Consider the following 12,095-nt stretch of genomic DNA (forward strand, 5'->3'; position numbering starts at 1 on the left):
TGAGGCGCTCGCCTGTTTATTTCCCATGGGGTTCCAATGAATCGTTTGCCTCTCCTTCTGGTGGCCGCCACGGTCCCGACCCTTCTTTCGGCCGCCTCTTCGGGCAGCGGCCTCGTCTCGGGCACCGTGAAGGACGAGGGCGGCAGACCCGTCGCCGGCGCCGTGGTGACCCTCGAGAACCGCGTGGTGGGGAGGCTGCAGACCGCACGCACCGATGCCCAGGGGCGCTTCTCCCTCTTCAACGTCCCGTTCAACGACTACCACCTGGAGGCCAGCGCCCCGGGCCTGGCCACGGCCCACCGGGACGTGGCGGTGCGGAGCACCCTGCCCCTCCAGGTGGCCCTGAGCCTGCCCCAGGCCGGCGCCGTGGTGGTGGTGGAGGAGCACGCCGGCATCATCGAGGACCACCCGTCCAGCCACATCGACATCGACCGCGCCACCATCGAGCAGATCCCGGCGGTGGTGCAGAGCCGGGGCATGGAGAGCATCCTCCTGGCCACGCCGGGCTTCATCCAGGACGAGAACGGGCGCTTCCACTTCCGGGGCAGCCACGGCCAGGCCATGTACGTCATCGACGGCGTGCCCGTCACCGACCAGATGCAGGCCACCTTCTCCAATTCCCTGGACCCCGGCCAGGTGGAGAGCATGGAGGTCATCACCGGGGGCATCTCCGCGGAGTACGGCGGCAAGCCCGGGGCGGTGGTGAACCTCACCTCCAAGTCCGGCCTGGGCACCCCGGGCGGCTTCGAGGGCAACGTCACCTTCGGCGCGGCGCGCTTCGAGACCTACGAGACCGGGCTCAGCCTCCGGGGCTCCACGGACCGCTCCGGCTGGTTCGTCACCGCCGCGGGCTCCCGCAGCGACCGCTTCCTGGACCCGGTGAACTTCGAGAACCTGCACAACCAGGGCAGCACGGGCCGGATCTACACGCGCTTCGACTGGCTCCTTTCGGACCGGGACACGCTGCGGCTCTCCGTGGGCGGCGGGGCCACGCAGCGGGACGTGGTGAACCTGGCCAGCCAGGAGGCCCGGGGCCAGGACCAGCGCGCCCGCAACGTGGACGCGAACGTCAGCCTGGGCTGGACCCGCCTCCTGGGCCCCGACGCCAGCCTCGAGGCCACCCTCTTCCACCGCCATTCCACGGCGAAGCTCGACCCCACCGCGGACCTGGCCCCGGGCTTCACGGGGAACGGCCCGGACTACCCCTACTGGGCCCGCCAGGACCGCTCCCTGGACAACCAGGGGGCCACCGTGGCCTACCAGGCCAAGAAGGGCGACGACAGCTTCAAGGCGGGCCTGCAGTACGTGCGCTACCCCATCCGCGAGCGCTTCGCCTTCGCCATTCCCGACGGTTCCCGCGTGACGGACTCCGGGGATCCGCTGTACCCCTACACCCCCGCCGGGGGCGGGAACATCTTCCGGTTCGACGAGGGCATCGCGCCCAGCCTGGCCTCGGCCTACGTCCAGCAGGACCTCAAGTCCGGCAACTGGAACCTGGCCCTGGGCCTGCGCCTGGACAGCTACCACGGCCGGGGGTACGTGCAGAACCAGCTCCAGCCCCGGGTGGGCGTCTCCCGCAGCTTCCCGGACGCGGGCACCCTCCTGAGGTTCAGCTACGACCGGCTCCTCATCACGCCCGAGAACGAGAACCTCGCCTTCTCCACCTCCCAGGCGGCCTGGGACCTGACTTCGGCCGCGGGCACCCGCGTGCCGCAGCTGCGCCCCGAGATCCAGGACAGCTTCCTGGTGGGCGTGGAGCAGCAGCTGGGCGGGATCTTCAAGGCCAGCCTGGACTACTGGTGGAAGGACAGCGCCAACAGCGCCGACAACGACCAGTTCCTCAACACCGGGGTGCTCTTCCCCACCGCCGCGGCCAAGGGCGCCTTCCACGGCATGGACCTGCGCCTGGACCTGCTGGAGGTGCGCGGCTGGTCCGGCTACCTCAGCGCGGGCACCGTGCGCACCATCTTCCGCACCCCCACCGTGGGCGGCCTCTCCTCCGCCGAGGCCTCCGGCCCCGCCGGGACCCCCTACCTCATCGACCACGACGAGAAGCTCACCCTCCAGCTGGGCGTCCGCTACCAGTCCAAGGGCTTCTTCGGCCAGGTCATCGGCCGGTACGATTCGGGCCTGGTGGCCGGCGACCCCGCCGAGGCCGCCGGCAACCCGGACTACGCCTTCGGCATCCCCTACGTGCGCGTCACCAACGATTCCCTGGTGGGCCCCACCTGGCGCATCAAGCCCCGCACCGTCTGGAACCTCAGCGCCGGCCGCGAATTCGCCACCAGCGCCCACACCTCCCTCACCCTGGGCGCCAACCTCCTCAACGTCTTCAACGAAAAAGGCCTCTACAACTTCCTCAGCGCCTTCGGCGGCACCCACGTCATCCCCCCCCGCACCCTCGCCGTGAACGTGAAGTTCAAGTTCTAGTCCCAACCCTTCGCGCCGTTTCGTCATCGCCGGACAAGCCGGCGATGACGGGGGTTGCGGAGGGAACGCGTGGCCCGTGCTGCGCCCATTCCCCTCGTCGAGCGACCGGGATTTCGGAGCGCAAGGGCTCCCCCGGAGGCCCCTGGCCACTGCGCGGCATCAAGGGCCCAATGGCTTCGCTTCGCGTGAACCCACTCGCCCCGGTAAGGCGCCGACGCTGATCAGCAAATCAGCGTCGGCGCGATCCCATGGCCCCCGCGCCCCACGCGGAGCGATCCCGACAGGTGGGTCGGGGCCAGACACCCCGGCCCCCCAACCGAGGCGAGCTCCTTCCGTTGCTGCGGGCCCCCAGGCCCGCAGCAACGACCGGGTCGAAGATCCGGGACACGAACGATTCCCCTACCTCCCCGCCTCCAGCGCCACCCGGACCGCGTTCTCGAATTGGGAGCGGTTGTAGGGCTTGGGGAGGAAACCCGCCAGGTCCCCGCCGGCGAAGTCGCCCACGGCGAAGGTCTCGTTGTAGCCGCTGGTGAGGACCACGGGGATGGTGGCGTCCTCGGCGGCCATGTGGCGGAAGGCCTCCCTCCCGTCCATGCGGGGCATGGTGAGGTCCATGATCACCAGGGAGAGCTCGTCGCGGCGCTCCCGGAAGAGGCCCACGGCCTCGGCGCCGTCGGCGGCCTCGATCACCTGGAGGCCCAGGGCGCGGGCCAGGGCGCAGGCCACGGCGCGGGCCGGCGCCTCGTCGTCCACGATGAGCACGGTGCCGCGGAAGGCCTGGGTCCCGGGCGCGGGTTCCTCGGGGGCCGGGGAGGCCTCGGTGGCCACGACGGGCAGGAAGAGCTTCATGGATGTCCCCTGCCCCGGCTCGCTGTAGACCTTGATGCTGCCGCCGTGGCTCTTCAGGATGCCCATGAGGGCCGAGAGCCCCAGGCCCCGGCCCGTGAACTTGGTGGTGAAGAAGGGGTCGAAGATCAGGTCGATGACGTCCCGGGTCATGCCGCAGCCCGTGTCCGACACCTCCAGCACCACGTAGCGCCCCGGCGGGATGGGAATGGCCGGGATCAGGGTGGTGAGGTAGACCGAGTCCAGCCACTGCTCCCCGGTGCGCAGGGTGATGGTCCCCCCCTCCTCGCCCAGGGCCTCCGAGGCGTTGGTCACCAGGTTCATGACCAGCTGCTGCATCTGGGCCGGGTCCGCCATGATCTCCGGGAGCGTGGGGGCCAGTTCCAGGCGGATGGAGGCCTTCTTGGAGATGGAGACCGACAGGAGCTCGGTCATCTCCTGGACCAGGTAGTTGAGGTTCACGGCCAGGATCATGATCCTGCCCTTGCCGGCGTAGGCCAGCATCTGCCGGGTGAGGTCCGCGGCCCGCAGGGAGGCCTTCTCCACCTGGTCCAGGTACGGCGTGGCGGGGCTGCCCGGATCCAGCACCATGGAGGCCAGGTTGCAGTTCCCCAGGATCGTGGTGAGGAGGTTGTTGAAGTCGTGGGCGATGCCTCCGGCCAGGACGCCCAGGCTCTCCAGCTTCTGGGACTGGCGGATGGCCTCCTCCCCGGCCTTGCGCTGCGTGATGTCGGCGCGGATGGCCACGAACTGGAAGGGCACGCCCTGGTCGTCCAGGTAGGGGACGATGGTGGTGTCCACCCAGTAGAAGGTGCCGTCCTTGGCCCTGTTCCGGATCTCGCCCTTCCAGACCTTGCCGCCCCGGATGGTGCGCCACAGGTCCGTGAAGAAGGCCTTGGGATGGTGGCCGCTGTTGATGACCCGGTGGTCCTTCCCCAGCAGTTCCTCCCGCGGGTACTTGGAGATGGCGCAGAACTTCTCGTTGACGTAGGTGATCCGCCCGAAGGCGTCGGTGATGGCCACGATGGCGTGCTCGTCCAGGGCGTTCTTGAACACCTCCAGCTCGTGCACCGCCGCCCCCAGCCGCGCGTCGGTGCCCTCCCGCTGCACGAAGGGCCGCGCCAGGCCGTAGTAGAGCCGGGACCCCTCGCTGACCGCGAGGCGCCACACCAGGGTCACCGAAGCGCCCCCCCGGTGGAGGAAGCGGGACCGCTGGGGGGCCAGGGACCCGTTCATGCGGGTGGTGTCCATGACGTGCCGCACGTGGGGCAGGTCCAGGGGGTCCACCAGGTCCAGGAAGGGCCGGCCCAGGAGCTCCCGGGGCGAGTAGCCCCAGAGGCCCTGGCAGCCCGTGCCCACGGCCTGGAAGGCGCCGTCGGGCCCCAGGGAGAAGAAGACGTCCTGGTTCTGGGCCATCACCCAATCGAACAGAGAGCCGGCGCCATCCTGGGGGGCGGCGGGTTCCCGGGGGCAGGGCTCAGGAAGGGACATGATGGACTTTCCAACGACCCCATCATGATAATGAGTCTCGCCCGCCAATGCCTAATTATTCTATCGGACCCGGTTCCCCTTGTTCAGCGGCTGGCGGCGCCGGCCTCCACGCGCACCGTGAGGCCCTCCAGCAGATCCCAGGTCTGGTGGCATTCGTCGCAGCTGTTCCGGGGCTCGCCGCAGGGGAAGCCCTCGGCGCCCATCCCCTGGCAACGGGGGTTCTGGACGAAGAACAGGAGTTCGCCGATCACGTCGTGCATGCGCTCCCGCTGGGCGCTCTCGGGCAGCCCGCGCAGGGCCTGGATCAGCTTCCATTCCGCTGGACTCAGATCCGCTTGGATGGGGGTCTCGGACATGGGGGCCTCCTTGGCTAAGGCCAGTATAGGCAGGGTGCCCCCCCAAAGGGGACCCTTCCGGTAACTTGTGACCGGAGCCGGAGCATGCCTTCAGGGCCTCCCGCCCGGCTGCCGCGGACGCGACACCCCGCAACACCCTGTGGGAATTCACCACAGCCCTCCGGCGCCGGAGGCCGCAAAAGCCTGTTCTTACCGGGTATCAGGCCCTGGCATGGTTGATGCTCCTTCCGGTCGGCCCCCCACGGCCCCCCGCAAGGAGGTTCCCCCATGCGCAATCGCATCCTGCTCTCCCTGGTGCTTCTGGCTTCCGCATTGCAGGCGCCCGCCCAGATCTCCATCCATGTCGCCCTGCCCCCCGTGGACCTGGGCCTGCGCCTCCCGCTGCGCCCCGAACTGGTGGAGATGCCCGGCACCACCGCATGCTACGTGCGGGATGTGGACGCCGACCTCTACTACCAGGACGGCACCTACTGGCTCCTGCGGGAGGGCTGCTGGTACGCCTCGCCCCGCACCCGGGGCCCCTGGGCTGTGGTTCGGCGGGAATACGTCCCCGGCTGCCTCGTGGGCCTCAGGCCCCGGCGCTTCGAACGCTACGACCCGCCCTACCAGGGCTGGCGCCGGGGCCCCGAGTTCCGGGAGCTCCCCGGCCGCGACTGGCCCGAACACCGCCACGGCGGCTGGGACCGGGAAGGGTGGGAACACCGGAGCCGGGGCGGCTGGGATCATGAAGGCCGCGAACACGGCGGCTGGGGCCGCGGACGCTGACGGCCGGCCCTGACTAGCGCGGCGCGGACGCGCGCCGTTGCGCGAAGAGCCAGGCCGTGAAGGCATCCGAGGCGTAGGTGGCGTCCCAGCAGTTGTGGCCCAGGCCCAGGAACTCGGTGTACTTCGCCCGGGGATTCTCCTTCAGGGCCGCGGCCGCCGCCCGGGAGGCCCCGACGGGGACGGTGCCGTCCATCTCGCCGTGGAAGATCCACACGGGCACATCGCGCAGTTTCCGGGCCAGGGCCGGAAACGCCGGCCCGTCGGCGGGAGGCACCACCGGATCGGATTCAAGCAGGGGATTGGGGCGCTCCACCCAGCCGCACACCGGGGCCACGGCGGCGAAGACCTCCGGGTGGCGGTAGGCCAGGTACCAGGTGCCATGCCCGCCCATGGACAGGCCGGTGAGGTAGACGCGGTCGGGATCGCAGCGGAACTCGCCCAGGGTCTGCCGCAGGGCGGTCATGGCCGCCTCGGCCTGCGGGCCCACCCACTGGGTTCCGGCGGGCATCTGGGGGAACACCACGATGGCGGGGTAGCGGGATGCGCCGGCCCGGATGGCCTGCCCCAGGCCCCCCACGGTCTGGAGGAGGCCATCGGTGCCCCGTTCCCCGGAGCCGTGCAGGAAGAGGATCACGGGCAGCGGGCCCCGGGCGGGGTAGTCCGAGGGAAGGTACACCTGGTACGGGAGGATTTTCCCCCCCTGGGTGACGACGCGGTTGAGGAACCCGGTGGGGACGGGCTGGGCGGCGGCGCCGGAGGCCAGGGCCGCGGCGAGGCAGAGGGCGGCGGGCGCGTTCATGCCAGCACCCCCAGGGTCGAAGGCAGGGTTGGATCCCAGGTTTCCTCGAAGCTCATCGGCATCCTCGCTCAGGCTGTTCCCTACGATGGTAACGCCCCGGGCGGGGCGAGGGAGGGCGCCTAGGAGCCGGATTGCCGGTAGAGTTGGGGCGGGAGGCCCCATGAAGGCGGTGATCCAGCGGGTGAAGCGGGCGGAAGTGCGATCCGGGGCTCAGTCGGCGGCCATCGGCCCGGGCCTCCTGGTGCTCGCGGGACTGGAGAGGGGCGATACGGAGGAGACCTGCCAATGGGCCGCCGCCCGCATCGCGGGCCTGCGGGTCTTCGAGGATCCCCAGGGCCGCATGAACCTCTCCCTCCAGGACACCGGCGGCGAGATCCTCGTCATCTCCCAGTTCACCCTGGCCGGGAGCCTGCAGCGGGGGCGGCGCCCCTCCTTCGACGGGGCCATGGCCCCGGAGGAGGCCCGGGAGCTCTTCGGCGCCTTCGCGGACCTCCTGGAGGCCCAGTGGCCGCGGGTGAAGCGGGGGTTCTTCCGGGAGCACATGGAGGTGGAGCTGGTGAACGACGGCCCCGCCACCTTCATCCTCGAGCGCTGATCACTTCTTCCGGGGCGGTCCCACCATCACGGCCTTGAACCGCGCCAGGGCCTCCTCCCGCGTGCTCCCGGGGGGCAGGCGCAGCACGGCCAGCACCAGCCCGTTGCCGCCCACGGCCCAGGCCTGCTTTTGCGAAGCATCGCCCGCCCCGGGCGTGGCCACGGTCTCGAACCACCAGGCGTTGTCCCGGAAGGTCTCGTCCATGAAGCTCAGCAGCAGCCTCCGGTACTGGCGCACCGCCTCCTCCTGGGCGGGGTCCGCGAGCCAGCGCAGCAGGGCTTCGGGGCTGGTGCGCAGCAGGTCCCCCTCGCCGAACCATTCCGGGCCCAGCTCGGGCACGCCCTCGGCATCCGGCAGGCGCCGGCCCAGGAAGGGCTGGAACACGTCCAGCAACCGGGCCCGGGCGGCCCCGTCGCCGTAGTCGTCCATCCAGCGCTGGGCCGACATGCGCGCCCACCCCATGAAGGCCAGGCTGCAGCCTTCCCGCAGGGCCCTGGAGAGATCCACGCGGCCGTGCCCCTTGGGCAGGGCGCAACGGTAGGGCCCCATGGCGCCGGCGCACTTGAACGAGAGCACGCCGCTCTCCCACGCGGCGCCCTCCAGCTTCACCCAGAGCAGCTGCGAAAGGGCTCCCATGGCCCCTTCGACCCGGGCGTCCCCGTAGGCGTACACCTCCATGTCGGGCCCGGCCAGCGCGAGGGATTCCCCGGGCAGGAGGACCGGACGCGGCGGCGGCGCCTTCTGGGGGGCCGCCGCCAGCATGGCGGTGGCCAGAAGACCGGATAGCGTTCGTGCGCCAAGGCCCATCTGCATGCCCCCCGAAGGGAAGTATAACGGCCGCGCGCGCCCCCACGGCATAATGGTTCCCATGGATACGAGCACCGTCATCACCAACCTCAAGGGGGCCGTGACCTCCGATCCCGCGCGCCCCTGGGCCGTGGATTTCATCGAGGACGCGGCCATCGCCGCCCGGGGAGGGACGGTCCAGTGGATCGGGCCGCGCAGGGACCTCCCGGCCGCGTTCAGCGGCGCGAAGACCGTGGACGGCCGGGGGCGCTGGGCCTCCCCGGGTTTCGTGGATCCGCACACCCACCTGCTCTTCGGCGGCGACCGCAGCCACGAATTCAACAAGCGCCTCCATGGCGTCACGTACGCCCAGCTCGCCGCCGAAGGGGGCGGCATCCGCGAAACCGTGCGCGCCACGCGCGCCGCCACGGTCCCCGAGCTGGTGGCCCTGGGCGAGGAGCGCCTGCGCTCCTACCGGCGCAAGGGCGTGCTCCACCTGGAGGCCAAGACCGGCTACGGCCTGGAACTGGAGGCCGAAGGCCGGCTCCTGGAGGCCTACGCGCAGCTGCGGGCCCGGGGCTGGAGCCTCGACGTGACCCTCATGCCCGCCCACGACCTGCCTCCGGAATTCACGGGCGAGGCGGACCGCTACATCGCGGAAGTGGCCGGAGCCTGGCAGCCCGAGCTGGTCCGGCGCCACCCGGGCGTCGCCTCCTTCTGCGACGTGTTCGTGGAGAAGGGCGTGTTCACGGCCTCCCAGGGCCGCGCCATCCTGGAGTCCGGGCGCCGCCTGGGCCTCAAGCCCCGCATCCACGCGGACGAGTTCTGCTCCACCGGCGGCGCCGAACTTTCGGCCGCGGTGGGCGCCTCCAGCGCCGATCACCTCATGTTCGCCTCGGACGCGGGCATCCGCGCCATGGCCGAAGCCGGCGTCACGCCGACCCTCCTGCCCGCCACCACCCTCTTCCTGGGCATGAAGGACTACGCGCCGGCCCGGAAGATGATCGCCGAGGGCTGCCGCATCGCCCTGGCCTCGGACTTCAACCCGGGCTCCTGCGCCTGCATCGATCCCCTCCTGGTGCTGCGCCTGGGCTGCCTGCAGCTGCGCCTGACCTTCGAGGAGGCCTTCACGGCCATGACCCTCCACGCGGCCCGCAGCCTGGACCGGCCGGACCTGGGCCACCTCCACCCCGGCGCCGGCGCCCGGGTCCTCCTGTGGGACGTGAAGCACCCCCTGGACCTGGTGTACTGGATGGGCGAAGCCTTCCTGCCCGAGGTCCAGGACTCAATGAATTAATCCTAAAAGAACGAAAGCCCCGGCGATCCGGGGCTTTCGTCCAAAGGGGTCAATCCACGCGCCTCACTGGCCGCGACCCTTGAATTCCTCAACGATGTGGTAGATGCGTTCCTTGGCCCGGAGCTTGGCCTTCTTGAGTTCCACTTCCTCGATGGTCTCCTTGGCGGAGAGCCGGATCTTGTTGCGGAGGTAGGTCAGCCGTTCGTCGGCGGCCTTGTGCTCCTCCATCAACTTCTTGAACTCGAAATTCTCCCTCGTCAGGCTGTCCTGAATGTCTGGGCGGAGAAAGTCCATGAATCCTCCATAAAAAGAATGTTGTCAGCCACTTGTCGTGACAGTGGACTTATTCTTGCCCTAGAGTACTCCCGGCCCATTCGGCGTCAAGGGATTAGAATCCGATCTTCCGCTCCTTTTTCCCATTCCTGCCCGGAGACCCCGATTGCACTGGTTCGAGAGGGATTTTGACCATCCGCACTACTTCGAGATCTACGAGGACAAGGCCCGGGAGGCCGCCCAGGAGGGCCCCGGCCTGGCCCGTCTCCTGGGCCTGGCCCCCGGGTCGCTGGTGCTGGACCTGCCCTGCGGCTGGGGCCGCCTGAGGCCCGCCCTGGAGGAGCTGGGCTACCGGGTCGCCGGGGGGGACCTCAGCCCCATGAACCTGCGGCGCCACGCCCGGGAGTTCCCGGGCGACCTGGTTCGCCTGGACTTCCGCGCCCTGCCCTTCCGGGACGGCTGCGCGGACGGCGTCTTCTGCGCCTACACCAGCTGGGGCTATTTCGGCAGCGACGAGGAGAACCAGCGCCAACTGGACGAGTTCGCCCGGGTGCTGAGGCCCGGGGGCACCCTCCTCCTGGACCTGGCGGGCCGGGATTTCTTCCTGCGGGCCCTGGCGGTGGTGAACCAGGAGTGGTACGAGGTGGAGGGCCTCTACCTGGAACGGGTGCGCCTCAGCTCGGACGGCCGGCGCTTCCTCACCGACCGCATCCTGCGGGGGACCCGGTTCCAGCACGACATCTGGATCCCCACGGACGCGGAGGCCCGCGCGGGCCTGGAGGCCGCGGGCCTGGAGGTGGACCAGGTCTTCGGCAGCGTCCAGGGCGCCCCGTGGCACCCCTACGCCGAGCGCTGGATCTACCGGGCCACGAAGCGGTGATATGGCAGGACCCCCTTGCGGGGGTCCTGGTGAACCGGTAAGCCGGATTCTGTCGAGGGACGTCATTCCTCTGGGACGATCATCACTGATCGCCTCAAGCGACCTACCCGCTGGCTCGATCGGGCCGATCCTCGCTCCCGTGGGAGTACGCCAGCCTATTTGGTCTTGCTCCGTGGGGGGTTTACCTAGCCCGCCCTGTTGCCAGGAACGTCGGTGGGCTCTTACCCCACCCTTTCACCCTTACCTGATCCCCGTTTCCGGGGCCATCGGCGGTCTGCTCTCTGTTGCACTGTCCGTCGGGTCGCCCCGCCCAGGAATTACCTGGCCCACTGCCCTATGGAGTCCGGACTTTCCTCTGCGGGTTAGCGCAGCGACGCCCTGGTCCACACCCTTAGGGTACACGAAAAGCCCCCGCGTGAGCGGGGGCTTGGGTTTTAACGTCGCGGCGACCTACTTTTCCACCTGTGTGCCAGGAAGTATCATCGGCCCTCTGGAGCTTAACTGCCGTGTTCGGGATGGGAACGGGTGTGACCTCCAGGGTAAAGCCACGACGAAGGGTGCAAAAACGAAGGGTTGGGCGAGACGAGCCATTTCAAGCATTGTCTCATTGATGGGATGCAATTGATTGATGAAAAGTCAAGCCAGTGGACCAATTAGTATCGCTCAGCTCAACGCGTTGCCGCGCTTACACATGCGACCTATCAACGTCGTGGTCTACGACGGGTCTCGTGGGGAGATCTCATCTTGAGGGGTGTTTCGCGCTTAGATGCTTTCAGCGCTTCTCACTTCCCGACATAGCTACCCAGCATTGCATTTGGAAACACAACTGGAACACCAGAGGTCAGTCCATCCCGGTCCTCTCGTACTGGGACAGGTCCTCTCAAATCTCCTACGCCCACACTAGATAGGGACCGAACTGTCTCGCGACGTTCTGAACCCAACTCACATGCCGCTATTGATCGGCGAACAGCCGAACCCTTGGGACCTGCTTCAGCCCCAGGATGCGATGAGTCGACATCGAGGTGCCAAACCTTGCCGTCGATATGAACTCTTGGGCAAGATCAGCCTGTTATCCCCGGCGTACGCTTTTATCCGTTGAGCGATGGCCCTTCCATGCGGAACCACCGGATCACTATGACCTGCTTTCGCATCTGCTCGACGTGTGTGTCTCGCAGTTAAGCTCCCTTATACCATTGCGCTCTGCGGCTGATTTCCAAACAGCCTGAGGGAACCTTTGCACGCCTCCGTTACTCTTTAGGAGGCGACCGCCCCAGTCAAACTACCCGCCTGACACTGTCTTCCACCCGGATTACGGGCGCGAGTTAGAGATCAGCATTGCGCAGGGAAGTATCTCAACGACGACTCCACCGACCCTGACGAGCCAGTTTCAAAGTCTCCTTCCTATCCTGCACAGCACAATGCCAACCTCAATGTCAAGATGTAGTAAAGGTGCACGGGGTCTTTCCGTCTAAGTGCGGGTAACCGGCATCTTCACCGGTGCTACAAGTTCGCTGAGTCTCTGCTGGAGACAGTTTCCAGATCGTTACGCCATTCGTGCAGGTCGGAACTTACCCGAC

10 protein-coding genes, 2 rRNA genes and 1 other RNA gene (1 of these 13 cut by a window edge) are annotated in these 12,095 nt (G+C 68.6%); 5 read left to right on the top strand and 8 right to left on the bottom strand.

Annotation, left to right across the window (positions count from 1 at the left end; all coding sequences use genetic code 11):
- Positions 1 to 36 precede the first annotated feature (36 nt).
- Positions 37 to 2,430, top strand: a complete 2,394-nt coding sequence (locus R2J76_RS12710) for a TonB-dependent receptor (RefSeq protein WP_316411984.1) — start codon at positions 37 to 39, stop codon at positions 2,428 to 2,430.
- Between the two features lie 399 nt (positions 2,431 to 2,829).
- Here R2J76_RS12710 and R2J76_RS12715 read toward each other — a convergent pair whose 3' ends face one another.
- Together R2J76_RS12715 and R2J76_RS12720 are read right to left on the bottom strand one after the other, a co-directional pair.
- Positions 2,830 to 4,767 carry a PAS domain-containing hybrid sensor histidine kinase/response regulator gene (locus tag R2J76_RS12715; protein WP_316411985.1) on the bottom strand — a complete coding sequence of 646 codons (1,938 nt, stop codon included), beginning with the start codon at positions 4,765 to 4,767 and terminating at the stop codon, positions 2,830 to 2,832.
- Positions 4,768 to 4,850: 83 nt separating this feature from the next.
- Positions 4,851 to 5,123 (bottom strand): hypothetical protein, encoded by a 273-nt coding sequence (locus R2J76_RS12720; protein WP_316411986.1) that lies wholly within the window; start codon positions 5,121 to 5,123, stop codon positions 4,851 to 4,853.
- A 267-nt stretch (positions 5,124 to 5,390) separates the two neighbouring features.
- Here R2J76_RS12720 and R2J76_RS12725 point away from each other — a divergent pair, with 267 nt between their 5' ends.
- Positions 5,391 to 5,888, top strand: a complete 498-nt coding sequence (locus tag R2J76_RS12725) for a hypothetical protein (RefSeq protein ID WP_316411987.1) — start codon at positions 5,391 to 5,393, stop codon at positions 5,886 to 5,888.
- 13 nt (positions 5,889 to 5,901) lie between these two features.
- On the opposite strand, the gene R2J76_RS12730 is transcribed toward R2J76_RS12725, so the two are convergent.
- Positions 5,902 to 6,687, bottom strand: a complete 786-nt coding sequence (locus R2J76_RS12730; RefSeq protein WP_316411988.1) for a carboxylesterase family protein — start codon at positions 6,685 to 6,687, stop codon at positions 5,902 to 5,904.
- A gap of 160 nt (positions 6,688 to 6,847) precedes the next feature.
- On the opposite strand from R2J76_RS12730, the gene dtd reads away from it, so the two are divergent.
- Entirely contained in the window at positions 6,848 to 7,282 is a 435-nt protein-coding gene (gene dtd, locus R2J76_RS12735) for a D-aminoacyl-tRNA deacylase (protein WP_316411989.1), read from the top strand.
- Here dtd and R2J76_RS12740 read toward each other — a convergent pair whose 3' ends face one another.
- Positions 7,283 to 8,095 carry a hypothetical protein gene (locus R2J76_RS12740; protein ID WP_316411990.1) on the bottom strand — a complete coding sequence of 271 codons (813 nt, stop codon included), beginning with the start codon at positions 8,093 to 8,095 and terminating at the stop codon, positions 7,283 to 7,285. It abuts the gene before it with no gap.
- Between the two features lie 55 nt (positions 8,096 to 8,150).
- Between R2J76_RS12740 and hutI the strand changes: the two genes are divergently transcribed.
- A complete protein-coding gene (gene hutI / locus R2J76_RS12745) occupies positions 8,151 to 9,365 on the top strand; it encodes an imidazolonepropionase (RefSeq protein ID WP_316411991.1) in 1,215 nt (404 codons plus the stop codon).
- Positions 9,366 to 9,428: 63 nt separating this feature from the next.
- On the opposite strand, the gene R2J76_RS12750 is transcribed toward hutI, so the two are convergent.
- The gene (locus tag R2J76_RS12750) at positions 9,429 to 9,659 is read right to left on the bottom strand and encodes a hypothetical protein (protein ID WP_306600184.1); all 231 of its coding nucleotides are present in this window, start codon (positions 9,657 to 9,659) and stop codon (positions 9,429 to 9,431) included.
- Positions 9,660 to 9,804: 145 nt separating this feature from the next.
- Here R2J76_RS12750 and R2J76_RS12755 point away from each other — a divergent pair, with 145 nt between their 5' ends.
- Positions 9,805 to 10,518 (top strand): class I SAM-dependent methyltransferase, encoded by a 714-nt coding sequence (locus R2J76_RS12755; protein ID WP_316411992.1) that lies wholly within the window; start codon positions 9,805 to 9,807, stop codon positions 10,516 to 10,518.
- Positions 10,519 to 10,542: 24 nt separating this feature from the next.
- Here the strand turns inward: R2J76_RS12755 and rnpB are convergent.
- From rnpB to R2J76_RS12770, 3 genes are all read right to left on the bottom strand, one after another.
- An RNA gene (gene rnpB, locus R2J76_RS12760) (RNase P RNA component class A) lies at positions 10,543 to 10,908 on the bottom strand.
- 47 nt (positions 10,909 to 10,955) lie between these two features.
- Positions 10,956 to 11,071, bottom strand: a 5S ribosomal RNA gene (gene rrf / locus R2J76_RS12765).
- Between the two features lie 79 nt (positions 11,072 to 11,150).
- Positions 11,151 to 12,095 (bottom strand): 23S ribosomal RNA (locus R2J76_RS12770) (it continues 1,986 nt past the right edge of the window).

The organism is Mesoterricola silvestris, from assembly GCF_030295405.1.
Classification (GTDB): Bacteria; Acidobacteriota; Holophagae; order Holophagales; family Holophagaceae; genus Mesoterricola; species Mesoterricola silvestris.